This window comes from Bacteroidota bacterium (assembly GCA_039821555.1).
GTDB lineage: Bacteria > Bacteroidota > Rhodothermia > Rhodothermales > Rubricoccaceae > JBCBEX01.
In genome coordinates this window covers 52,243-76,897 of record JBCBNX010000014.1, presented here as the reverse complement: position 1 = coordinate 76,897, position 24,655 = coordinate 52,243, and the positions used below count along the sequence as shown (strand labels likewise).

At 69.1% G+C, this 24,655-nt stretch carries 16 protein-coding genes; 9 read left to right on the top strand and 7 right to left on the bottom strand.

The annotated features are described in order from the left end of the window. Positions 1-171: 171 nt before the first annotated feature. Positions 172-1,146 carry an integron integrase gene (locus AAFU51_14510; protein ID MEO1572464.1) on the bottom strand — a complete coding sequence of 325 codons (975 nt, stop codon included), beginning with the start codon at positions 1,144-1,146 and terminating at the stop codon, positions 172-174. A gap of 194 nt (positions 1,147-1,340) precedes the next feature. On the opposite strand from AAFU51_14510, the gene AAFU51_14505 reads away from it, so the two are divergent. Further along, the gene (locus AAFU51_14505) at positions 1,341-1,661 is read left to right on the top strand and encodes a hypothetical protein (protein MEO1572463.1); all 321 of its coding nucleotides are present in this window, start codon (positions 1,341-1,343) and stop codon (positions 1,659-1,661) included. Between the two features lie 335 nt (positions 1,662-1,996). On the opposite strand, the gene AAFU51_14500 is transcribed toward AAFU51_14505, so the two are convergent. Then, positions 1,997-3,580, bottom strand: coding sequence for a cation:proton antiporter (locus AAFU51_14500; GenBank protein MEO1572462.1), 1,584 nt, complete (start codon positions 3,578-3,580; stop codon positions 1,997-1,999). Positions 3,581-3,770: 190 nt separating this feature from the next. Here AAFU51_14500 and AAFU51_14495 point away from each other — a divergent pair, with 190 nt between their 5' ends. Further along, positions 3,771-6,017, top strand: a complete 2,247-nt coding sequence (locus AAFU51_14495; protein ID MEO1572461.1) for a patatin-like phospholipase family protein — start codon at positions 3,771-3,773, stop codon at positions 6,015-6,017. Positions 6,018-6,092: 75 nt separating this feature from the next. Here AAFU51_14495 and AAFU51_14490 read toward each other — a convergent pair whose 3' ends face one another. Both AAFU51_14490 and AAFU51_14485 read right to left on the bottom strand, forming a co-directional pair. Continuing rightward, a complete protein-coding gene (locus tag AAFU51_14490; GenBank protein MEO1572460.1) occupies positions 6,093-6,788 on the bottom strand; it encodes a PPC domain-containing protein in 696 nt (231 codons plus the stop codon). A 115-nt stretch (positions 6,789-6,903) separates the two neighbouring features. Beyond that, the gene (locus AAFU51_14485; protein ID MEO1572459.1) at positions 6,904-9,432 is read right to left on the bottom strand and encodes a transglycosylase domain-containing protein; all 2,529 of its coding nucleotides are present in this window, start codon (positions 9,430-9,432) and stop codon (positions 6,904-6,906) included. Positions 9,433-10,253: 821 nt separating this feature from the next. On the opposite strand from AAFU51_14485, the gene AAFU51_14480 reads away from it, so the two are divergent. After that, the gene (locus tag AAFU51_14480; protein MEO1572458.1) at positions 10,254-11,750 is read left to right on the top strand and encodes a sodium-dependent transporter; all 1,497 of its coding nucleotides are present in this window, start codon (positions 10,254-10,256) and stop codon (positions 11,748-11,750) included. A gap of 218 nt (positions 11,751-11,968) precedes the next feature. After that, complete coding sequence (locus AAFU51_14475) at positions 11,969-15,400, top strand: DNA methyltransferase (protein MEO1572457.1); 3,432 nt, start codon at positions 11,969-11,971, stop codon at positions 15,398-15,400. A gap of 660 nt (positions 15,401-16,060) precedes the next feature. Here AAFU51_14475 and AAFU51_14470 read toward each other — a convergent pair. From AAFU51_14470 to AAFU51_14460, 3 genes are all read right to left on the bottom strand, one after another. Continuing rightward, the gene (locus AAFU51_14470) at positions 16,061-16,417 is read right to left on the bottom strand and encodes an endonuclease domain-containing protein (protein MEO1572456.1); all 357 of its coding nucleotides are present in this window, start codon (positions 16,415-16,417) and stop codon (positions 16,061-16,063) included. Positions 16,418-16,602: 185 nt separating this feature from the next. Beyond that, on the bottom strand, positions 16,603-17,286 hold the full coding sequence (locus tag AAFU51_14465; protein MEO1572455.1) for a response regulator transcription factor: 684 nt from the start codon (positions 17,284-17,286) through the stop codon (positions 16,603-16,605). Between the two features lie 136 nt (positions 17,287-17,422). Beyond that, on the bottom strand, positions 17,423-19,096 hold the full coding sequence (locus tag AAFU51_14460; protein MEO1572454.1) for a HAMP domain-containing sensor histidine kinase: 1,674 nt from the start codon (positions 19,094-19,096) through the stop codon (positions 17,423-17,425). A gap of 222 nt (positions 19,097-19,318) precedes the next feature. Between AAFU51_14460 and AAFU51_14455 the strand changes: the two genes are divergently transcribed. The 5 genes from AAFU51_14455 (at position 19,319) to AAFU51_14435 (ending at position 24,633) form a co-directional block, all read left to right on the top strand. Beyond that, complete coding sequence (locus AAFU51_14455) at positions 19,319-19,597, top strand: hypothetical protein (protein ID MEO1572453.1); 279 nt, start codon at positions 19,319-19,321, stop codon at positions 19,595-19,597. Positions 19,598-19,654: 57 nt separating this feature from the next. After that, positions 19,655-20,719 carry a hypothetical protein gene (locus AAFU51_14450; GenBank protein ID MEO1572452.1) on the top strand — a complete coding sequence of 355 codons (1,065 nt, stop codon included), beginning with the start codon at positions 19,655-19,657 and terminating at the stop codon, positions 20,717-20,719. Next, the gene (locus AAFU51_14445; GenBank protein ID MEO1572451.1) at positions 20,617-21,645 is read left to right on the top strand and encodes a hypothetical protein; all 1,029 of its coding nucleotides are present in this window, start codon (positions 20,617-20,619) and stop codon (positions 21,643-21,645) included. The genes AAFU51_14450 and AAFU51_14445 overlap by 103 nt, the downstream gene beginning before the upstream one ends. 115 nt (positions 21,646-21,760) lie before the next feature. Continuing rightward, positions 21,761-22,576: a purine-nucleoside phosphorylase gene (locus AAFU51_14440; protein ID MEO1572450.1), complete on the top strand. Its 816-nt coding sequence runs from the start codon at positions 21,761-21,763 to the stop codon at positions 22,574-22,576. A 236-nt stretch (positions 22,577-22,812) separates the two neighbouring features. Beyond that, complete coding sequence (locus tag AAFU51_14435; protein ID MEO1572449.1) at positions 22,813-24,633, top strand: trypsin-like peptidase domain-containing protein; 1,821 nt, start codon at positions 22,813-22,815, stop codon at positions 24,631-24,633. Positions 24,634-24,655: the final 22 nt, after the last annotated feature.

Sequence of the window (24,655 nt, the reverse complement as noted above, 5' to 3'; positions counted from 1 at the left end):
AACAGTCTCACGCCGGTTTTGCTGCATTGCCACGCGCTACCGCGCAACGTGGGAGGAGCGGGCCTATGCCCAGGTCGACCAATTTCGCCTAGAGCACGAGCGCATCGTGGAGCACAGGGACAACGCCGAGCCCGTGCCTTCGCTCGAGGAGACCGTCAACAGCGGGTAGTTTTAGGGCACGAGTGCTTCAAGCGGGCTGCGGACGCCCAGGTGGTGCTGGTTGAGGACGTGGGTATAGATCTGCGTCGTGCGGACGCTCTTGTGGCCGAGCAACTCTTGGACAGTGCGGAGGTCGTAGCCTGCCTCGATGAGGTGCGTCGCAAACGAGTGACGGAAGGTGTGGCTCGTGACGCGTTTGGAGAGCGCCGCCGCGTGCGTAGCGAGGGCGATCGCCTTTTGCACCGACGAGGGCGAGCGGTAGTGCCGGTGGGTTCGGCGTGCCTCGGGCGAACGAGCGCGCCGGGCTGAGGGAAAGACGTACTGCCACCGCCAGTCGAGTGGAGCGTTGGGGTATTTCCGGGCGAGCGCCGTGGGCAGTTCGACGGCCCCATAGCCTTCGGCGAGGTCGCGATTGTGGCGAGCGCGGACGCGCCGCAGGTGGCGTTGGAGAGGGAGGGCAACAGGGGGTGGAAGCAGGGTCACGCGGTCCTTCGCTCCCTTGCCGTCCCGAACAAGGAGCTGGTGCTGGCCGAAGTCGAGGTCTTTGACCCGGAGGCGGAGCGCTTCGTGGAGCCGAAGGCCGGACCCGTAGAGGAGCGATACGATGAGGTGGTCGACCCCGGAGAGGGCGCCGAGCACGGACCGCACCTCGGCGCGGGTCAGCACGACCGGGAGACGTTTGGGGCGCTTGGCCCGCTGAAACGGGCCGATGTCACCGAGTGGCTGGTTTAAGACTCGGCGGTAGAGAAACACGAGGGCGTTGAGCGCCTGGTTCTGCGTGCTGGCGGCAACCTGCCTGTTAGTGGCGAGGTGTTCGAGATACTGCCGTACGTGGGCGCCGGTGAGCGAACGCGGGTGGCAAGTGCCGTGGAAGAGGACGTACCGCTTAATCCATCCGACGTAGGCCTTCTCGGTGGCGCGGCTCAGGTGGCGGGTGCGGCAGACTAGGCGAACTTGCTGAAGGAGTTTCGGCTTTTGCGCAGACACGGTGGTGCGTATTATCGAGAATAGAACGATAACCTAGGGGCCGTCATGGAGCGTTTAAGCGCTAGAAACGGCGGTGTCCCCTAGACACCATTCCACCTTTGCGCATAACCCCTGTGCGCGCTATGCCGAATGCGCTCGGCATAGTGAGATGTTAGGCAGCGCTTGAGGCTTGCTTGCCCAAGTGCTTTAGAACTATGAACTTACATCAAGAATTCAACGAGGAAATCCTGGCATGGGTCGAGTCAGTCGGTGGTGGATACATCTGGGAACCCGAAGTATTCGCCGTTACGTTGCTAGGGGTCGACCTCTCGGAATACGGTCACTCCAAACTTCTGGGGCTCGAGGGTGTCCGGCAGATTGCGGTAGATGTTGGGTCGCTTCCGGTTTCCGCTTTGAATAGCCTGTCAAGGATTCCAGGGCTCAGCTCTCTAGTTTTGCGCGGGGGCTCGCTCAGCGTTGAAGACGTTGAATCGCTTGGTGCCGGTGGAGCAAAGATTGAGCTTATTGATAGGTGAAATCAGCCTAGGACTCTTAGAGTGTCGGGCAGCATTCAGGGCGCGGCCTAACAGTTGGATGCAGCTGACCGTCAAGCATAAAGTGCCAGTTGCTCGGCGTGCCCGCGCGGCAGCTGATCCAAGTTGTTACGGCGTAGGTGCTACCTCCCATCTGGTCGAAAGCCGCATCGTAGAGCACAGGGACAACGCCGAGCCCATGGCACTACCTGAGGAGATGTTCAACCGTGGAACGTTGTGAGTAGACCGCTGCCGTGTGCTCGGGGTGGCTTCGGACGCTTCGGTCTACAGCCGTGTCCTCCTCGCCGGTGGGGGACAGCCCGAGTGCTCTCGGCTCCCTATGTCGCCAACGCTTCGAAGGCGTCGGCCGCGAAGCCCGCGCCAGCCTCGGTGTAGAAGTTGTAGATGTGATCGACGCCGGCGGCCTGGAGGGCGTCGCGGTCTTCGCCGTACTTCACGATGGCGGCGATCCGGCCTCCGTAGCCCAGGCTGCTCAGCTTCTCCGCCGCAAAGAGGTTCTCCTCCAACTGCGGCATCGCCAGCATTACCAGGTGGACCGCGCTTTGGTCGAGCTGCAGGCGGTCCCAGAAGTCGGAGTCGAGGGCGCTGGCCTGAATGGCGGCGCGGCCGTGCTCCTGCTGCTGAGCCACGGTGCTGCCGTCCATGTCGAGGCCCAGCACGCGCTCCTGGCTGTGCCCCTGCAGGTAGTCGTAGGCCCCGCTCCCGACGCGTCCCATTCCGAACACCAGCACCGTGGCGTCGCCGATGACGACCTCTTCCTCTTCAGGCAGCCGCGTGGGGCGCTGGAAGCGGTTGAGCCATGCGTGGATCCGGTCGTAGAGGGCGTGGGCCGTCAGATTGATAGGCGCCGCCAGTACAAACGACAGCGCCAGCGCCAGCGCTATCGTGAGCAGCCACGCCTCGGCGACCCACCCCGCCGACACCGCCACCACAGCGATGATGAGCCCGAACTCGCTGTAGTTCGACAGGCTCAGCGTGGCGAGGAACGAACTCCGGCTCCGCAGGCGAAACCGCGTAAACAGATCGAAGAACAGCAGCGACTTCACGGGCACCAACACGACCAGCAGCACGGCGACCAAGACGGCCTCGGCCGTGGGGATGCCGTTGAGTCCGATGCTGATAAAGAAGCCGACGAGGAAGAAGTCCTTGAAGCCCAACAGCCTCTCCGCTAGCTCGCGGGCCTTGGCGTCGCCAGCCAACATCGCGCCTACGATCAGCGCCCCCAGATCGCCCTTGATGCCGACCAGTTCGAAGCCTTCGTAGCTCCCCACCGCGAGGGCTAGCCCAAACAGGATGAGCAGTTCCTCGTGGCCGGTCCGGTGCAGAATGCGGAGCAGCACCCAGCGCAGCGGCACCAGCGCCCCCAGCAACAGCAGCGCCCAGAGCGTCGGGGTCTTGCCGGCAGACACCGCCAGAAACACCACCGCTATGAGGTCCTGGATGATCAGGATGCCGATGGCGGCCTGCCCATAGATGGTGCCCATCTCGCCCTTGTCCTCCAGTACCTTGACCGCGAACACGGTGCTCGAATAGCTCAGCGCAAAGCCGAGCAGAAGCGCCGTACTGATGGTGAAGTCACCCAGCAGCGAGAGCCCCGGCAGCACCACCGAGAGCCCAAAGAGCGCCAGCCCGATCAAGACGGTCACCAGCCCCATATGGACAACGCCCACGCCCCACACGTGCGGGCGCAGCAACCCCCGGATGCGCAGCTTCAGCCCGATGGTGAACAGCAGCAGCGTCACCCCGAGGTCGGCAAACTGCTGGATGATGGGTCCGTTGGCAACGCCCACCGTGTACAGCAGAAAGCCCGTCACCAGGTAGCCGATCAGCGGGGGGAGGTGCATCAGGCGGGCCACGAAGCCCAACCCGAACGCCGCGCAGATCCATAGGAGTTCGATCATAGGCGGAGCAGCGAGCAGACGAGGCGGGGCATGGCACGGCGACGTTGTTGGGCGTCGCCCGCAAGAAACGCCAGCGCCCCCATGCCCAACAGTCTCGCCCTGGTTTTACTGCGGTGCCGCCGAGTACCACGACGTAGGTTCATCGAGAAGACGGGCTCTGCCCTGTTCGCTAAGCTGCTCACCCATGCCCATGCGGTTGATCTCCCTCCTGCTCGCTCTGCTCACCTTCTCCGGTGCCTTTGCCCAAGACGCAGAGCCCCAGACGGCAGAGCCCCAGACGGCAGAGCCCCAGACGGCAGAGCCCCAGACGGCAGAGCCCCAGACGGCAGCGCGTCCAACGGTCGGGCTCGTGCTCTCGGGCGGCTCGGCGAAGGGCATCGCCCACATCGGCGCGATCCGTGTGCTCGAAGACGCGGGCATCCCCGTGGACGTGGTGGCGGGCACCAGCATGGGCGCTGTCGTGGGCAGCCTCTATGCGATTGGCTACACACCGGATGTGATGGAGGCCATCGTGACCTCGCGCGACTGGACGGGGCTCTTCACCGACGCCGTCGACCGCCGTGATACGGGGCTCGGCCGCCGCCTTAGCGAGGGGCGTACGGTGCTCGCGCTGCCCATCGAGGACGGCGCCGTGGCGCTGCCGACGGGGCTGGTCGCGGGCCAGCGCATCCTGGCGCTGCTGCAGCGGCTCACGTGGCCCGTCGCCACCGAGCGCGACTTCCGGGCGTTCCCGCGCCCCTTCGCCACGGTGGTCGTGGATGCTGAAACGGGCGATGGTGTTCGGCTGGATGCGGGCTCGCTGCCGCTAGCCGTGCGCGGCTCGATGTCGCTGCCCACGCTCTTCGAGCCTGTCGAGATCGGCCGGCAGCGCTACATCGACGGCGGCTTCGCGCGCAACCTCCCCGCCGAGGACGCCGAGGCGCTCGGGGCCGACGTGCTCGTTTGCGTGGACGTCTCCGCCGCCGACACGACCGCTGCCGCGGAGACGACGTTCCTCGACATCCTCGTGGACGCCGCGTTCTACGCCGCCGACCGCGAGCTCGTCGCCCAGCGCGCGCGCTGCGACCTCACCATCGATCCGGACGTGAACGGGCTCTCGTCGTTCGACTTCGACGCTGGGGCGGAGTGGATCGCGCGTGGCGCCGCCGCCGCCGAGGCGCAGCGTCCGGTGCTGGAGGCCCTCGCGGCGCGGCTCGGCAACCCAGAGCCTCGACGGCCGCCGCCGCCCGAGGTGGCGCCGCGCCGCATCGAGGAGGTCGTCGTGCAAGGCGTCACCGGCGTGGAGGCGCGGGTGCTGCGCCGGGGCCTGGAGGAGACGCTCGGCCGCAGCCTCGTCGGCCCCGACGACCTCGACCAAGCCATCGCGCAGCTCTACGCCACCGGGTTCTTCCAACTCATCACCTACCAGCTCGACGAGTACCAGCTCGACGAGGCCGCGAACGGCGGCGTGGTGCTCACCATCGACGCGCGGCCGAAGAACCGCGACCGGCTGGGCTTTGGCTTCCGCTTCGACACCGAGTACGGGGCCGCGCTGCTCTTCGAGCTGACGCTGCGCAACCGGCTCTTCTTTGGCAGCGTGACCCAGATGGAAGTACGCCTCGGCGAGCAGACGCAGCTCCAGGCGCGCTACCTCGCTGGCTTCGGCAGCCGCGTACCGTGGACGGTGACTGGACTGGGCAGCTACCTCCGGCTCCCCCTCAACTTCTTCGCGGGCAGCGACCGGGCCATTGCGGCGGGCACAGGACAGTTGCTCAGCGCGGGCGTGTACACGGGCCCCACGCTGTTCGGGGACGTGCTGACGGGCGTGGGTCCGACGCTGACCTACGTGCGCAGTTCGCCGAGCATCGGCGTGGATTCGCTGGAGGCGACGGCGGAGGCCTACCTGTCGCTCTCGGGCTTCGCGCTCACCGACACGCGCGACCGCCCCGACTATGCCCGGCGCGGCGCGCTCGCGTTCGCCACCGCGGACTGGGCGCCGGGCGTCGGGGCCACCTTCCGGCGCGTCGCGGTGAGCGGCGAGGCTGCGGTGGCGCTCTCGCCACAGGTGTCGCTGGTGGGGCGCGGGGCGGTCGTGCAAGCCTGGGGCACGCCGACGGACGACCAGCGCGTCTACCTCGGCGGCATCGAGGTAACGAGTCTGCTGCCTGGGCGCTTCTACCCGCTCTACGGGGCACAGGACCAGGAATTAGCGGGCGAGGACGCTGTGATCGGCGCCGTGGGCGTGCAGGTGGAGGTCCCGCGCGGCGTGCTCCTGCGGGGGCTCTTCGACGCAGGCTGGACCGGCGACCGGATCGTCATCGGGGGGAACGACTACCGCCTCGGCTACGCGGTGTCGGCCGGGGTGCTCACGCTCGCCGGGCCCGCCGAACTCGTGCTCGCTGGCGAGGCGTTCGAAGGCCGCCCTCGCCTCTTCTTCCGCTTCGGGCGCGTGTTCTGACGTTGGGGACTCGGTATGCACGCGAGAGGCAATCTGTTGCCCCCACGTGCACACCGTCTTGCGTCTGTGCTTCGCCTATTCACCGGGCGTGAGCACGCGGATGTCGTAGGCGCCGACCTCCTCGGTGCCATAGGTCGTCACGTCGATCTGCCACTGGCCGCCGTCGCCGCTGAGCGGGCCGACGCGGGAGAGCCGGTAGCCGCCGCCATCGCCGTAGTCGTCGTTGCGCCACATCTCGCCGCTCGGGCCGACGACGCGGAGGTAGCCGTCGAAGCCGAGCGCGCGGAGCTCGACGTAGAACTGCCCCGAGGCGGGCGCGGTGACGGTCATCGAGTCGAAGTACTCGCCCTTGATCGACTGCTTGTCGGCGGGGTCGAGGCGGCCGCTGATCTCCTCGGCGACCACGAAGGCCGTCGTCGTGACATCGACCGTGTAGTCGCCCGTGGACTCGGCGGCGTACGACGTAGCCCAGATGGTATAGGTGCCCGTCATCGGCGCGGCGAACTCGATCTGGGAGACCGACGTGCCCTCGAAGTCGTCGTTGTAGTACTCCTCGTCGGTCGGGCCGTAGACGATCAGGTAGGTGTCGAAGGCCGAGGATTCCATGCGAACGCGGACCTCGTCGTCGGCCTCGGCCTCGAAGGTGTACGTCTCGTAGTAGGCGTCGTTTTCGCGGGTGTCGTCGGTGTCGTCGAGGGAGCCGGAGAAGTCCTGCGCGGCGGCCGGGAGGGCCAGCGCGAGCGCGAGGAGGAAGAGCAGGAAGCGATGCATCACAGGCGGGTCGTTGGTTGGTTGGGGAGCTCGAAAGCTACGCGCGGCGTCGGGGGGAACGCGTGGAGCCGCCCTTATCGCGCATGTCGCTGGGAGAACGGCTCACCGACGCCGCTCAGAGCCCGGCGGCTTCCACCGGCGTCGGGGCATCGACCACGGTGAACGCGACAGGGCGGCTGCGCAGGCGCTGCCCGTCGGCCGTGACGGCGCGCAGTTCGAGCGTGTGGCGCCCCGGCACGAGCGGCCATTCTGCTCCAGTGCGTCCTGAACCATGCTGGGGGCCGGGTACGGCCTCACCGTTGAGCCACCACGTCACGTCGAGCAGGCCTTCCGCGACGGCGGCGCGGAGCGCGAGGCGCTGGTAGTCCCGCCGCAGCACCGGGTCGAGGGCGAACACGGCGCCGTCCTCGGGAAACTGCACGCGGAGGCGGTCCGAGAAGCGTAGCGTGTCGGGTGCGGCGGCTACGTCGGCGCGGCTCACGGACGGCGGTAGCGGCAGGTCGTGCGCCGCCATCCAGGCGTGGTACTCCGGCGGGTGGACAACGAACAGGCGCGCCTCAACGGCGTCGGCTGGCGTCTCGGCATCTGCCAAGAGTCCGGTCCGCGCATCGATTTGGAGTTGGCGATGGACGGTACAGGTGTCGGTGGGCACCGTACCCTCCAGGAACACCTCACGGCGGGCAGCCGGGCAGAACGGCCCGGGGAGGAGGCCGCTCGTCGGGCAGATCATGGCCTCGGCGAGGCCATCGGGCCGCACGAAGTCGCCGCCCCCCCTTCCGTGAGCGCCGAGCGCTTCGAACGCGGCGCTCAGAAGCGGGGCCGCGCCCGAGACGCCGCTCACCCAGCGCATCGGCGTGCCGTCGAAGTTGCCCGCCCACACCGCGACGGTGTGTGTGGGCGAGTAGCCGACCGCCCAGTTGTCGCGGTAGTCCTTCGACGTGCCCGTCTTGACCGCGACCGGGAACGCCACCTCCAGCGCCGAGCCGCGCCCGAAGCCGGGTGCCCGCGCCGCTGGATCGCGGAGGATGTCGGTGACGAGGTAGGCCACGTCGGCCGAGATAGGCCCGGGCTCGAACGACGGAGCCGAGGCATGCAGCGTGTCGCCGTCCGCGGTGACCGCGTAGGCAACCGGCCGCACTGTGGGGCGCGGGCCGCCGTTCGCCAGCCCGGCGTAGGCCTGCGCGAGTTCGAGCAGCGACACCTCGCCGTTGCCGAGCGTGAGCCCGACGCCGTAGTGGCTCGCGTCGCGCGTGAGCGAGGTCAGCCCCGCGCGGCGGTAGGTCGTGAGTACGCTCGCGGGCCCGAGTTCGTGCGCGAGCCGGACGGCGGGCACGTTGTAGGACGACGCCAGCGCCTCGCGCAGCGGGACCGGGCCGTGGTACTGCCGGTCGTAGTTCTCCGGCACGAACGCCCCGCCTGCCTCCGCGATCTCCAGTTCGATGTCGGCGAGGATCGAGGCCGGGGTGTAGCGCCGCGTGGCGAGCGCCTGCGCATACGTGAACGGCTTGACGGCGCTGCCCGGCTGGCGGCGCATCCGCACGCCGTCGTTCTGCCCGAGCGCGGCGTCGTTCCAGAAGTCGGCGCTCCCGAGGTAGGCGAGCACGCGCCCCGTCCGGTTCTCTAGCACGACGAGCGCCGCGTTACCCACCTGGAAGTCGGCGAGCCGGTCCACGTGCGCCCGTGCGACGGCTTCGAGGTGCACCTGGAGGTCGGCGTCTAGGGTGGTGCGGATTTCAGCCATGCTCGGCTCCCCCCGTTCGACGCGCCTGGACGGCGGTCGAACTGTCCCCTTCACGCGTGAGGGGGACAGCCCCGCGACTCCTCGCAGAGGAGCGGGGCGGGGGGCGGCGACAGCGCGTACAAAGTGCGGCGCCAGGAACGCGGCACGTTGGGGGGCGAGGTCGAGCGCAACGGCCTCGGCGCGGGTGCGTTCTTCTGGGGTGATCGCGCCGGTGGCTTCCATCGCGGCGAGGACGCGCTGCTGGCGGGCGCGGGCCGCGTCGGGGTAGCGGAACGGGTCATAGCCGCTCGGGCGTTGCGGCAGGCCGACGAGCAGCGCTGCCTCGGGCAGCGTGAGGGACGGGGCAGGCTTGCCGAGGTAGGTCTGCGATGCCGCCTCGATCCCGAAGGCGTTACGGCCGAAAGGCGCGCGCTCCAACCACAGCGCCAAGACCTCGTCCTTGCTGAGGTGTGCATCAAGGCGCAGCGCGAGGTGCGCCTCGGCGAGCTTGCCGAAAAAGCCCGTCGACGTTGGCCCGCCATCGGCGCGGAGGAAGCTCGCGACCTGCATCGGGATCGTCGAGGCTCCGCTCACCACGTGGCCCGCGCGGAGGTTGTCCCGGACGGCCCGCGCGACGGCCCGGAGGTCGATGCCCAGGTGGTCGTAGAAGCGCCGGTCCTCCGTCGCCACGAGCGCCGCGATGACAAAAGGTGGCAGCGCACCTGGCTGAGTCGGATCGAGCGTCACGGGCTGCCCGCGTCCGTCAGGCCGGATCTCCTGCAGCAGCGTCCCCGCGCGGTCGGTCACGCGCACGCTCACCACCTCGCCCCGCGCCAGCAGCCCCCTTGAAGGCGGCACGGCCAGCGACGCTGCGAAGAGCAGCGCAGCGACGGCAAGAACGAGAATGAGACGACGACGGCGCACCAGCGGGTGTGGGTGTGTGGGTGTGTGGGAAAGTAGGGCACGTATTCCCTCGATCTCGCCCCCTTGTCATCCAGAGCGAGCACCGCGAGCCGAGGGATCTGCGGGCCAGCTTCCAGGCTGTGCTTGCAACGCCGAGGTAGACAGAGATCCCCCGCCCCCCGACTGCGCGGGGACATGCTTCGCGAGGGCAAGCTCTTCGACTTCGGTCCTACGGACCTCCGCTCAGGATGACAAACCAGACTAATCCCACCGGTTGAAAATGACGTCTCCGAGCCTGTCGGGCTTCCAGTACCGGAATTCCTGCAACTCGGCTTTGCCCAGGTGTACCAGATGCTCCGCCGAGGGACGAGTGTTTAGCAGTTCGGCGGACAGGATGGTATACGGGTGGTAGCGCGTTAACGCGGCTGCAAGTTCAGGGCAGTCCAGGAATTCTGGGGGGCCGCCTAGCGGGTAGCGATCAGAGTAGGGGGCGAATCCGACGAAGGAGGCTTGGACGTTGCAAAGCACAGACAGACGACGGTCTCTGTCGAGTTCAACGAGACCTACGTGGAAGTTGTGGACGCCACCTTCGTACGCGTTGACGCTTCGTAACACGCGTCCGCCGAGTTCGCGTAGGGCGATGTGACAGGCTTGGCGGAACACCTTCACACCTTCGGGTCTGCCCAAGCTGCATCACTCGGGTCTACCGGGGGTGGGTCACGGTAGAACCAAAACCCCGTCACGCCTTTGGGAAGCTGGAAGTCAGTCATCGTGCTTCAATCCTATGGTCCCCGAAGCTACCTTCTCGACGCTCGTAGCTTCACCCACCCACGCGTCGTCCCATGTCTCAAGCCTCCGCGCAGCGCTTCACCACCCGCTGGGGGCTGCTGCTGAGCGTCCTCGGCATCGCCGTCGGGACGGGCAACATCTGGCGGTTTCCGCGCATCGCGGCGGCCAACGGCGGCGAGACGGGCGCGGGCGCGTTCCTCGTGGCGTGGGTGTCGTTCCTACTGCTGTGGAGCATCCCGCTCATCATCGCGGAGTACGCCCTCGGCCAGACGGGGCGCAAGGGCGTGATCGGAAGCTTCGCGAAGGTCGCTGGACCGAAGTTCGCCTGGATGGGCGCGTTCGTGAGCTTCGTCGCGACGGCGATCATGTTCTACTACGCCGTCGTGGCGGGGTGGTGCGTCTACTACACCGGTGCAATGCTGACGTCCGACCTGCCGCTCTCGCTCGAATCGGCGCAGGCGTCGTGGGACGGCTTCCAGACGTCGGGCCTGCCGGTGCTCTTCCACGGCGTCGCGGTGCTCATCGGCGCGGCGGCGTGCTGGTGGGGCGTCTCGTCGATCGAGCGGGCCAACAAGGTGCTCGTCCCGACGCTGCTCGTGATCGTGGTGATCGCCGTCGTCCGCGCGCTCACGCTCGACGGCGCAGGGGCGGGGCTCGCCTACCTCTTCACGTTCGACCCGAGTGACCTCGCCAACCCGACCCTGTGGCTCGAAGCGCTCACGCAGAACGCCTGGGACACGGGCGCGGGCTGGGGGCTGATCCTGACCTACGCCGCCTATATGAAGAAGGAGCACGGCGTCGTCCGCAACGCCGTCCTCACGGGCGTTGGCAACAACACCGTCTCGCTCCTCGCCGCGACGATGATCTTCGGGACCGTCTTCGCCGTCCTCGGCGGGCAGGGCATGAACAACGGCGAGATCCTCGACGTGATGCGCACGAGCGGCCCGGCGGGCACGGGCCTGACCTTCATCTGGATGCCGCAGCTCTTCGCCGCGATGCCAGCGGGCAAACTGTTCGCCGTCGGCTTCTTCCTAGCGCTCGCCTTCGCGGCGACGAGTTCGCTGATCTCGATGATCGAGCTCGCCGTGCGCAACTGCGTGGACCTCGGGCTGCCGCGCCCGAAGGCCGTCCTCGGCGTGGCGGGCGTGGGCTTCGTGCTGGGCGTGCCGAGCGCGCTCAACCTGACGTTCTTCGCCAACCAGGACTTCGTGTGGGGCGTCGCGCTGATGCTCTCGGGCGCGTTCGTGGCGTTCGCCGCGGTGCGCTACGGCCCCGACCGCCTGCGCTCCGAACTGGCGGTCCCGTCCGACTGGCGCATCCCCGGCGTGTGGAGCTTGATGATGCGTTATGTCGTGCCCCTGCAGGCCGTCGTGCTGCTCGGCTGGTGGCTCTGGCAAGCCGCAACGGCCTACTCGGACAACTGGCTCAACCCGCTCGAACCCTACAGCGCGATGACGTGCCTGCTCCAGTGGGGCGTCGTGCTCGCGGTGTTCATCGCCGCCAACCGCTGGCTCGCGCGGCGGAGCCTGGGGGTAGGCACCGGGGGTTGACCCTCGTGCTGGTGGCGGCTCCCCCCGTTTTTGGCGACGGTCGCTGCGCTCCCAATCACCAAAAACTGTCCCCCTCACGCGTGAGGGGGACAGCTTGACCGCCGTCCAGGCGTGTCAAGCGCGGGGAGTCGTCTCGGCACCGCAGCCTGAGAGTCTGGCGGACGCGAGGCGGCCTCGTGCCGTTATCATGGCAGGCTGCTCACACCTCCCCTCCTGCCATGTCCGACGCGTCCACGCCCTCCATCGACCTCGACGACTTCTTGAGCGCGGCCAAAGCGTCGGGCGGGGCCGAGCGCGCCAACGCGCAGACGTTCCTCGGCGACCTCGCCGTGGTGCTCGGCGTGGAGCGGCCCCACCTCGCCACGGGCGACGTGCGCGCGGACGCCTACGTCTTCGAGCGGCCGGTGACGTTCCGCGACGGGAAGCAGTCGAAGGGCTTCATCGACCTCTACAAGCGCGGCAGCTTCGTCCTGGAGACGAAGCAGGGCGCGGACCAGAAGCGCTCGGCGTCGGGGCGCAAGCTGCGCCAGGGGCACGGCAAGCGCGGGACGCGGGCGTGGGAGCAGACGATGTACGCCGCGCGCAACCAGGCCGAGGGCTACGCCCGCAACCTCGAAGCCGCCGAGCCGCCGCCGCCCTTCGTCGTCGTGTGCGACGTGGGCTTCTGCATCGACCTCTACGCCGACTTCTCGGGCACGGGCCGCCTCTACCGCCCCTTCCCCGACGCGGCCTCGAATCGCATCCCACTCGACCGGCTCCGCGACGAGGCCACGCGCACGCTCCTCGCGACTGTATTCGAGGACCCGCTGGCGCTCGACCCGGCGCGACGGCAGGCGCGGGTGACGGTGGCGCTCGCCGACCAACTCGCGGCGTTGGCGACCTCGCTCCGCGACACAACCGACGCCGACGGCAACGCAATGGACGCCGAGGCGGTGGCAGGCTTCCTGAGCCGCTGCCTCTTCGCCATGTTCGCCGAAGACGCGGGGCTGATCCCCGCGGGCACGTTCACGCGCCTCCTCGACGCCTACGCGGGCGACCTCGACCACCTCCCGCACGCCCTCGCCGACTTCTTTTCGAAGATGGACGCGGGCGGCTACGTCGGCGAGGTGCGCGAGCGGGTCCGGCAGTTCAACGGCAGCCTCTTCAAGGACACCCGCGCGCCACGCCTCGACGCGGCGCAGCGGGCCGCCCTCCTCGACGCCGCGCGCTCGGACTGGTCGGACGTGGAGCCGTCGATCTTCGGGACGCTCTTGGAGCGGGCGCTCGACCCGGCGGAGCGGCACAAGCTGGGCGCGCACTTCACGCCGCGCGCCTATGTCGAACGCCTCGTAGGCCCGACGATTCTGGAGCCGCTGCGGGCGGAGTGGGACGGCGCGCGGGCGGCAGCCACGCGGCTCATCGAGCAGGCGGAGGCGGCGACGAACGCGAGCACCCGCACCAAACGCCGCAACGAGGCGCGGGCCGTGCTGGCGGGCTTCCTGAGCCGCCTCGCGACGGTGCGCGTCCTCGACCCGGCGTGCGGCAGCGGCAACTTCCTCTACGTGACGTTCGCCGGGCTGAAGGCGCTCGAAGACGAGGCCCGCCGCGCCGCCGAGCAACTCGTGGGCGAGGCCGCAGGCGAGGGCTTTGGCGTGACGCCCCGCCAGATGCGCGGCCTGGAGGTGAACGCCCGCGCCGCCGCCATCGCCGACCTCGTGCTCTGGATCGGCTACCTCCAGTGGCACCGCGCCCGCTACGGCGCCAGCCAGCCGCTCCCGGAGCCCGTCCTGGAAGGCTACGGCCAGGTCGAGCACCGCGACGCGGTGTTGACCGAGGACGGCACCCCCGCGCCCAAACAAGCTGCATGGCCCGACGCCGACTTCATCGTCGGCAACCCGCCGTTTCTCGGGGCCAGCCGCATGCGCGAGGCGCTGGGCGACGCCTACACCGAACGCCTCCGCGCGGCCTACCCCGCCGTGCCCGACTCGGCGGACTTCGTGATGTTCTGGTGGCACCGCGCCGCCGAGGCCGTCCGGCGCGGCGAGGCGCAGCGCTTCGGCCTGGTGACGACGAACTCGCTTCCGCAGACCTTCAACCGCCGCGTCGTGGAGCGGCACCTCGCGGGCGCGGACGTGGGGGCGAATCCCGGCGCGGACGGGCTGTTCGACGGCGCGTGCGAGGCCCCTGCGCTGGCGCTAGCGTTCGCGGTGCCGGACCACCCGTGGGTGGACTCCGCTGACGCCGCCGACGTGCGCGTGGCGATGACGACGGGCGCGCGGGCCGACGCCTTCGACGCCGAGGCCGGACGGCTGGCCGTAGTGACGGACGAGCGCGACGAGGACGGCGACGGTATCGCAGACATTGACATTTTCGAGTACCTCGGTGCGCTCAATGCCGATTTGACTGTTGGAGCAGACGTATCGAAAGCAGAGCCTTTGAACTCGAAAAGCGGACTGTGTAGTCGCGGCTTAGAGCTAGGCGGATCGGGATTTATCGTCACTCGCGAGGAGGCCAAGCAACTCGGATATGGAACCGTACCCGAAGTCGAGACCGTCATCCGACCCTATCGCAATGGGCGCGATCTGACTCAGACTGCGCGTGGCGTGTTCGTCATTGATCTATTTGGTTTGACCGATAGCGAGGCCCGCGAACGCTTCCCGACGGTCTATGAGCACGTATTGCGCGAAGTCAAGCCTGTGCGTGAAACCAATCGCAGCAAGACTCTGCGTGAAAACTGGTGGTTGCATCGTCGGCTTAGAGAAGACCTACGAGTTACGATGAGTGATCTCGACAGGTTTATCGTCACCCCGGAGACTGCAAAGCATCGCTTTTTCGTATTTCTGGAAGGCGACGTCGCACCCGACAACGCATTGCTAGCGATTGCTCTGGACGACGGCTTTCACCTCGGTATCCTGTCGAGCGCCGTCCATGTCGAGTGGGCGCTCGCAGCAGGCGGCAAGCTCGGGATTGGAAACGATCCACGGTATTTCAAGAGAAAGTGCTTTGAGCCGTTTCCCTTCCCCACGGCGACGGACGAGCAAAAGAAAAGAATCAGGCACCTCGGCGAGGCCATCGACGCGCACCGCAAGCGTCAACAGGAAACGCACCCGGACCTCGGCCTGACGGACCTCTACAACGCCGTCGAGGCGCTGCGCGCGGGCCGCAACCTCACCCCCAAGGAGCAAACCGCCGCCGACCACGGCCTCGCCCACACGCTCCTCGACCTCCACCGCCAGCTCGACCGCGCCGTGCTCGCCGCCTACGGCTGGAGCGACCTCGCTGGAGGACAGGGTGCCGAGGCCCCGTCGTTCCGCGCCGCCGTGCTGGACCGCCTCGTGGCGCTCAACGCCGCCCGCCGCGCCGAGGAGGCCGCCGGGACCGTGCGCTACCTCCGCCCCGCGTTCCAGGCCCCCGACGCCGCGCAGACCGGCCTCGCCCTCGAAACCCCGCCCGCGCCCGCCGAGGACGCCGCGCCCGCCGTCCGCCCGTGGCCCGACGCGCTCGCCGCGCAGATGGTGGCCGTGCGCCAGGCTGTCGCCGCCGGGGCCAGCACGCCCGCCGCCGTCGCCGCGCGGTTCGCGAGCCTCACACCCCGCCCCGCCGCCGAGGTGCTGGACGCGCTGGCCGAGTTGGGCCTCGTGCAGCACGCCGACGGGGCGTACGCGGTCTGAGGTGCTGGGGCGGCTCCCCCCGCTTGACGCGCGCGCTGTTGAGAGTCAGGGGCGGCGGTCAAGCTGTCCCCCTCACGTGTGAGGGGGACAGTCTGAGGAGCGGAGCGAACGAACGTGAGCGGAGGCGACGCAAGACGGGGGGAGCCGTGCAGGACGGCGGGAGCCGGACTGCCGCGAACGCTACGTGTCAGCCTCGAACGCTGCTCGGATATGCTCCCGTCCCCGGAGGCACGCCCGCCCGGGCCAGCCCTGGCACCTGAGCCGCTCCCGCAATTTGCTGGGTCGGCTCCCCCCGTTTTGGCTGACAGTCGCTTCGCTCCTGCGTCATCCCAAACTGTCCCCCTCACCCGTGAGGGGGACAGTCCGAGGAGCGCAGCGAACGAACGTGAGCGGAGGCGACGCAGGACGGGGGGAGCCGGACCGCCGCGATCCTAGACGGCGCGCGCAGAGCCCAACCCGATGCCTTACACCGATGGGGCATACGCGGCGTGAGGTCGGGAGTCGGCCAGGCTTCGTGCTGGGGCGGCTCCCCCCGTTTCGCTCCCCCTGAAGGGTCGCGAAACTGTCCCCCTCAAACGTGAGGGGGACCGTCCGAGGAGCGCAGCGAACGAACGTGAGCGGAGACGACGCAGGACGGGGGGAGCCGCACCGCTGAGAATGCTACGTCTCCTCCCGAAACGCCGCGTGGATCGCGTCCAGCACCGCGTCTGGGTTCTCGAACACCGTGCGGTTCTCGAAGCGAAGCACGCGCACGCCAGCCATTGCCAGAGCGTGGTCGCGGAGCGCGTCGCGTGCTTGGCCTTCCGACGTGAAGTGCGGGGCCCCGTCGAGTTCGATGGCGAGGCGTTCGGCGGGGCAGTAGAAGTCCACGACGTACGCGCCGAGGCCGTGCTGCCGTCGGAAGCGCCGCCTGGCGAGTTGGCGGTTCTTGAGCGCGCCCCACAGCGTTGCCTCGGCGGTGGTGCCGTGGGTGCGGAGGTGGCGGCGGACTGGAGTTTGGGCGGAGCGGCGACGCATGGGGGGCGTCAGACACCGGCGCGGCGCGGACGTAACCTCGGGGCGGGCTGGCTCCCCCTGTTTTGGTTGACGGTCGCTGCGCTCCCAACTCAACCAAAACTGTCCCCCTCACCCGTGAGGGGGACAGCTTGACCGCCGTCCAGGCGTGTCAAGCAGGGGGAGCCGCACCGGCACGATAGCAGCGCTCACGGCACGTACTTGTACCCCACGCCGTGCACGGTCAGCAGATGCCGAGGGCGCGCGGGGTCGGGTTCGAGCTTCTGGCGGAGCTTCAGGATGAAGTTGTCCACGGTGCGCGTCGTCGGGAGGTCGTCGCCGTCGTAGCCCCAGACGTCAGTGAGGAGTTGGTCGCGCGAGATCGGCTCGGAGGGGCGCGTGTGGAAGTAGCGCAGCACCTCGAACTCCAGGTGCGTGAGCGTGGCGGGCTCGTCGTCGAGCGTGGCCTCGTAGGTGTGGAAGTCGACGTGCAGCCGCCCGACCGTAGCCTGGTCGCTGGCCTCGGCGGGCGCGCCGCGGCGGAGGACGGCCTTCACGCGGGCGAGCAGTTCGCGGAGGCTGAACGGCTTCACCACGTAGTCGTCGGCACCGTACTCCAGCCCGCGCACCTTGTCGAGCTCTTGGCCCTTGGCGGTGAGCATGATGATGGGCGTCGTGACCCCTTCGGCGCGGGCGGTGCGGCACACGTCGAAGCCCGAGCGGACGGGCATCATCACGTCGAGGAGGCAGAGATCGTAGCGCTTCTCGCGAAGGGCCGCGAGGCCGCCCTCGCCGTCGTTGGCGGTGTCCACGTCGTAGCCCTCGAACTCGAGGTTGTCGCGCAGCCCGTCGCGCATGGCCGGCTCGTCTTCGACGATGAGGATGTGGGGCATGAGGGTCAGAAGTCGATTCCTCAGGTCTAGCTCAGCTCCTCGTCTGTGTCATGCTGGACTCGGTTCAGCATCTCAACGAGCGTGGCTAGATCCTGAATCAAGTTCAGGATGACAGGAAAGCAGGAAGGGAGATGGATCAGGCAGGTTGAGCACTCGCCACCGGCAGCAGTAACCGGAAGCGGGCGCCGTCGCCAGGGGCGCTGTGGAGGTCGATGCGGCCGCCGTGCGCCTCGGCGATGCGAGCCACGAGCGCGAGGCCGAGGCCCGTGCCCTTCGTCTCGTGGACGAGGTCGTCGCGGGCGTCGTCGCCCACGCGGAAGAACGGCTCGAAGACCTGGCGCTGGTGCGTAGCGGCGATGCCGGGGCCCTCGTCCTCGACCTCCACGTAGGCCTGCGCCTTCCGGGTACCGTTGCGGTGAATGCCCGTGCGGACGGCGACGCGACGCGCGTCGGGGTGCGGCCGAGAGTATTTCAACGCGTTATCCACAAGGTTGACAAGCGCTTCGGTCAGCGCCTCCGCGTCGGCCTCCACGGTGGGCAGGTTGTTGACAAAGGTCGTTTCGATGGTGAAGCCGTCGCGCTCGGCGGGCAGCGCGAACCGCGCCACCACGTCGCGGGCGAGGCCGTTGAGGTCCGTCGGCGCGAGGTCGAAGCGCTCGCGGCCCGCCTCGATGCGGGAAAAGTTGAGCAGCGTGTCGATGAGCCGGCTCAGGCGCTCGCTCTCGCGGGCGATCACGCCGAGGTACTCCGGCCGCCGCCTGTCCGGCACGCGGCCCGCTTCGAGCGTCTCGGCATACATCCGGATGAGCGCCAGCGGCGTGCGCAGCTCGTGCGACACGTTCGAAACCAAGCGGGCACGCACACGGGCGAGTTCGATCTCCTGCTCGACGCTCCGGTAGGCAAACACGGCCGCGCCGAGCAGCAGCACGCCGAGCAGCCCGATCACGATGAGGTTGCGCCGGAACCGCCGCTGCAGCGAATCGCCGATGCTCTCGCCGGGCACGCCGATGCCGAGCGTGTGCGCCGGGAGGATCCACAGCGCCTTCCGGGCGAGGTCAGGGACGGCACTCGCGTCGGCCTCGATGGCGGGGGGCGCGTCGGGGCGCGGGTCGGGCGCCGCCTCGGTGCGGTAGACGACGGCGCCGCTGGTGTCGGCCACGCTGAGCGCGAACGCGCCGCGGCTCACCGTGGCCATCTTACGGCCGAGTACTTCCTGGATGAACGTCGGCACGTCGAGGACGAACCCGGCGATGTGGGGGGGCGCCCCCCAGGCCGCCGCCTCGTCCGTGGCCGCGCCGTCGAGCGGCGTGTCGGTGACGAAGGTGAGCGCGATGCGGTCCATCCGCGCCGTGCCCGCGTCCGTCCAGAGCGTCTGCGGCGCGAGTTGCCGATAGCCGACGCGGTAGCGCCCGAGGAGCTGGCGCACGAAGGCGGCGTCCAGCGGCGGCGGCGGGGCCACGGCCGTGTCGCTCTCGACCACCGAGAGGGTGCGCCGCAGCGTCGTGTCCGCGACAAACGCACCAACGATGGCGTTCTCCCGGGCGAGCGCGCTGTCGAGCGCGGCCTGGATCGGCTGGCCGTCGCGGCGCGCCTGCTGGAACCCGTCCGCGAGGTCGCGCGCCCAGCCGTCGGTGTTGTCGAAGGCGTACTGGTTCACCGAGAACAGCAGCGCGTCGAGCTGCTGCGTGTAGATCGACTCCAGGAGCTCCTCGTTGGCGCTGAGCGCGTTGGCCTCATAGGCCACGTAGCCGAGCGTCGGCACGAGCACCAGCGCCAGCAGGATCAGCCCGATGCGGTGATGCGCACGCACGCTTCCGAGGGACGAACAACAAGGGGAGAAGGACGAACGGGCCGCGCGTCGGCGTACCGTGAATGCAACGCGGCAGTATACGCGGCGCTAGCTTTCGGGGTGTCACCGCGCGTCACGAGCGGCGTCAACGTTTGTCAACGATGCGTGCGGCGGTGTTGCCGTGCTCTCACTGCCTCCTTTGCGTCTCCGCTCGCCCCTCGCCTTTTTCCATCGCCACTCTCTATGTCTCCGCTGCTGCGCCGCCTGTTTCTCTTCAGCCTGTTCCTTGCGTTCGGGTCACTGGCGCTGATAATCGTCGACCTAGCGCTCGGCGTGCAGGTGCCGGTGGTGCGGCGGTATCTGCCCTATGGCCTCGCCGTCGGCATGCTCGTCATGCTCACCGTCTACGTCGGCCACTTCGGCAAGCCCGACGACCCCCGCAAGCGCGGCGAGGCGACCGATGACGATACAACCCGGGACGAGGACGGGGCGACGCCCGACGACGCGACCCGAGACGCATGATGAGGGCGAAACCACAGCGGACTTCTCACTTCCCACTTCGCCCTTCTGACCTTTCCCATGCGCCTCGCTGACCGCGTCCGCTACCTGATGGAGCGCCTGCTCGTGCGCGGCGTGCCCTACCGGCTGCTGCTGGTGGCTGGCATCCTCGTTGGGATCGCCGTGGGGGGCGGCGTGCTCGCGTTCGCCATCGGCGCGTTCGACTCGCTCGGCGAGGCCGTCTGGTGGGCGTTCCTCCACCTCTCCGACCCCGGCTACCTCGGCGACGACGAGGGCGCGGCCCTCCGCACCATCGCGACCGTGGTGACGCTGCTGGGCTACGTGTTCTTCGTGGGCGCACTCGTGGCCGTGATGACGCAGTGGCTCAACGAGACGATCCGCGACCTGGAACGCGGCCTCACGCCCATCGCCGACGAGGACCACCTGCTGGTGCTCGGCTGGACGAGCCGCACGCCGGTGATCGTGGAGGAGCTGCTGCGCGCCGAGGAGCGGGTGAAGCGGTTCCTCGCCCGCCGCGGCGCACGGCGCTTCCGCATCGTGGTGCTGGCCGAGCAGGTCGACATGGGGCTGCTCGACACGCTGCGAACGCGCGCAGGCGAGCACTGGGACGAGCACCGGGTCATCCTACGCGCGGGCTCGCCGCTGGTCTACGACCACCTTGAACGCGCCGCCTTCCGCCGGGCCTCGGCGGTGATCCTGCCGGGGGCTGCCTACCCCACGGCCTCGGACGACGACACCGACGAGCGCATCGTGAAAACGCTCGCGCTCATCGGGCACTACCTCCACGCCGCGCCTGGCCGGTCCGAGCCCCCGGCGCTCATCGCCGAGGTGTTCGACAAGCGCAGCCTCGGCCTCGCCGCCCGCGTCTACACCGGCGACCGCCGGATGGTCGTCAGCGACGCCGTGAGCGGGCAACTCGTGGCCCAGGCCCTCCTGCAGCCCGGCCTCGCGCAGGTGTTCAGCTGCTCACGTTCGGGGCCACGAGCGAGGTCTACATCGTCGAGCACGCCGAGGCTGTGGGGATGCGCTTCGGCGAGGTGCAGGCGCGCTTCCCGAAGGCCGCCGTGCTGGGCCTCGTGCGCCCCAACGCAGCGACGGCGAACGCAGCAATGGCAAACGTCGTGACGGCAGCGGAGGGGTTCACGCCGCTACTCGCGCCGCCCACCGAGACGCGTGTGGAGCCCGGCGACCGGATCGCCGTGGTGGCGGCGCAGCTGAGCCACACCGACCTCGCTGCCGCCCCGCCCACCCCTGCAACGATGCCGCCTGCCCGCCCCAAGGGCGCAACGCGAGCAGCGCTCCCCGTCGAGCGCCGCGTGCTGATGCTCGGGTGGAGCCACCGCGCCCCCGCCATCCTCGAAGCGCTCGCCGCGATGCACTCCGCGTCGATCCGGGTGGACGTGGTCGCACCCAATTCCGTCGAGGACCGCGAGCGCTCCGTCACGCGGTCCGGCTACGACCTCTCCGGCCTCGACCTCCGCTACCTGCACGGCGACCCGACCGTGGCCGCCGACCTCGCCCCGCTCGACCTCGGTGCCTACACCAATGTGCTCCTCGTCGCGACCACGCAGGCCTCAGGGGCGACCTCAGACGCGCGCACGATCTACGCCTACGTCCTCCTCCGCGACCTCCTCGACGAGGCCGGGCTGACCGGGGACGCCGCGCCGGACGTGCTCATCGAGCTGACCGACGAGGACAACGCCGTGCTCTACGACGAAGACCCGGCGGAGATCATCCTGAGCCCGCTGATGGTGAGCCACATGCTCGCGCACGTCGCGCTCCGGCGGGAACTGCTGCCGGTCTATGAAGCGCTCTTCCAGGCGGCTGGGCCACAGCTTCGCTTTCGCCCCGCCTCGCGCTATGGCCTGACCGGGCGCCCCCTCGGCGTGGACGCGCTCCGGCACGCCGCTGCCCAACGCGGCGAGGTGTTTCTCGGCGTACGCCTCCACGCCGAGCGCAGCCGCCGGAGCGGCGTCCGGCTGCACCCGCCGCGCTCGTTCTCGGCCACGCTCACGGTAGACGACGACCTACTGGTGCTGGGGCATGCATGAGGCGCTAGCGCGGTGAGGCGGTGTTGCGGTGAGGCAGGGCTTCGGAGTCCAGCCGTTTGACTTGGGCTACCTTCCCTTCCCCGTCGCTCCGTTCTCCTGTTTTCCGCCTCGTCCTGTGTCTGACCTCGCTGCTGCCGTTGCCGCCGTCCGTGCCCACACCGACGCAACGCCGTCGATGGCGCTCGTGCTCGGATCGGGACTGGGTGCGCTCGCCGAGAGTGCAGAGAACACCACGGTGATCCCGACGACCGAGATCCCCGGCTACCCGCATTCGACGGTGAAGGGCCACGCGGGGCGGCTCGTCTTTGGGACGCTCGAAGGGCAGTCCGTGCTCTTCGTGCAGGGGCGCGTTCACGCCTACGAGGGGCACCCGTCCTCGACGCTAGCCTTTCCGGTGCGGCTCGCGCATGCGCTCGGCGCGCGCGACCTCGTGCTCACCAACGCAGCAGGCGGCATCGACCCGCGCTTCGTGCCGGGGACGCTCATGCTCATCACGGACCACATCAACCTCGCCTTCACCAGCCCGACGGCGGGGCCCGTCCGCGAAGGCGAACCGCGCTGGCCCGACCTCGTGGAGCCGTTCGACGCTGCGTGGACGGACCGCGCCGAGGCGCTCGCACTCCAGCAAGGGCTCACCGTGCGGCGGGGCGTCTACCTCTGGACGCTCGGCCCGAGCTACGAGACGCCCGCCGAGATCCGCGCCTTCCGCCACCTCGGCGCCGACGCCGTCGGCATGAGCACCGTCCCCGAGGCCATCCAGGCCACGGCCCTCGGCATGCGCACCCTCGGCATCTCGACGATCACGAACCTCGCCGCCGGGCTGCACGCGACGCCGCTCAACCACGAGGAGGTGATGGAGGTGGGGCAGCAGGTCCGGGCGCGGCTGACCGCGTGGCTGCGCGCCATCGTGCGGGACGAAGGCACCGCCTAGGCCGGGCGTTTCTCCCGATTGCAGGCCGGATCCCTCCCGCTGCTGGCAAACCCATTGGGGGATTCCAGACGGGATAGCTCTGGGCGGCCACCCATGTTATCTTAGTGTTACCAACCATCCCCAACCGGCCTGTGCTCTCACGAAACGGGCGCGGTCTTTGTCAAGTAGACACGAAGACCCTGATCGTTGGGCGGTAGCGTCGACGCGCGAGGCCGCCCTCAGCTATGAGGTTCGCCATGACCACCCTGGCTCGCGCAACCGTACTCGACCTCGTCGGCGCCTGGCTGCCGATGGCGCTCCTGGGCGTCCTGTTCCTGGGCGTCCTGTTCCTAGGCGCGACGGTGCCTGAGGTGCTCGCACAGGACAGCCGCGTGCACGACGTGCGCTCACCTGACGTGCGCTCGTCTGGAGCCTCGGACGATGCGCAGGCCACGCCCCAGGCGGTGCCCCTGCTCTTCATGTCGGCCTCGCAGCCCGTCGTCCAGTGGCGCTCGCCGTTTACCGTGACGGCTGACCTGCTCACGACTGCGTCCACGGAGGCCGAGCGCGTTGCCTGGGAGGACGCCTTCGCCGCGCTGAACCCGTTCGATGACCCCTGGGAGGTCCTCCGCGTCGACGAGGTAGAAACCCGGACGACCGAGGTCGGCACCTACGCGGTACTCGAACTGCGGCGGTCGTTCACGGTCCGCCTCACCGCAACTGGCCCGGCCTCCACGTCCGAGCCTCTGCTGGGCGTGGGTGCCCGCCAGGCGACGGCCCCGCCTGTCTCCGTGACCGCCTACGCGCTCGACCAGGCGATCTACACGGCGCGCCAGCAAGTCCTTCCCCTCGTGGCCTCCAACCGGGCCGACGACGTGCAGCGCATCGGGTCCGGCTTTCTCATCGCGCCAGATGCGCTCGTCACCGCCTATCACGTCGTCGTCGGCATGAACCGGGTACGTGCCACCCTGCCCAATGGCAAGACCGTGACGACACGCCGCGTGTGGGTGCTCGACCCCGCCCGCGACATCGCCATCCTGCACGTCGATCCTGAGCGCATGGCGCGTGCGGGCGTCGTGCCGCTGCCGCTGAGCGACGCTGCTGAGCGCCGCATCGCCGCACCGGACGACATCCAACTCGGGGGCATCACGCTCACAGCTGGCTGGCCCAGCGGTCAGCAGAGCATCACCGAGGCGCGGCGCTACGCCGACCTGCACATTGGGCACCGCCTCCTCGTAAGTGCCAATGCCGTCGGCCCCGGCGACAGTGGCGGACCGCTCCTCGACACGCAGGGGGGCGTGCTGGGTGTCGTGGTCTCGGGGCGCAACACGCGGGGCGAGACAGACCTGCTCCGGGAAGACCTGTGCATGGCGACGGACCTCCAACCGGCTCTCGCCACCCTGGCGCACCGCGAAGCGCCGCAGCCGTTGCGGGCCCGCCTCTCCATGCTGGAGGCCGCGGCGCCACACGCGCAGCTGCTGCGGGCCGTCGCCGACCTTCGGACGATGCGCAGCCAGCGGGCGCGCTCGACGTCGCCGCCGCGCCCACACCTCGCCGACCTCCTCGACGCGGCCGCACACGCGCCAAGCGACCCGGCGCTGCTCTTTCTGGTCGGCACCACGCTGGAGGGTATCGGCGACCGGGCCGCTGCGGCTCAGGCGTATGCCCAAGCGCTGGAACACGCGGATGGGTTTTTCCCAGCGGCCTATGCGCTGGGCCACCACCACCTCCGGCGCGGCGACTTCGCCGAAGCGGCGGCGCGTTTTGAGCACACGGCAGAACACACGGCCTACCAGCACCTAGCGGCTTTGGGCCTCGCCCGCACCTACACCAAGCGCTATGCCTACCGCGCCGCCATCGGAGCGCTGCGCAAGGCACTTCAGGCCGATCCCACCTACGCGCCTGCGCTCTACCTGCTGGCCTACAGCCACCTCGGCCTGGGCGACGAAGCCACCGCGCGGATGCTGCACGTCCGCCTCCAGCGTCTCGACACTCGCTGGGCCGAGCGTACCGCCCTCCACCTACGCGCAGAACCCCTGCGCCCGATCGCGCTCACCGACGTAGCGGCTGGCCCCTAGCTACACCACATACGTTCTTACT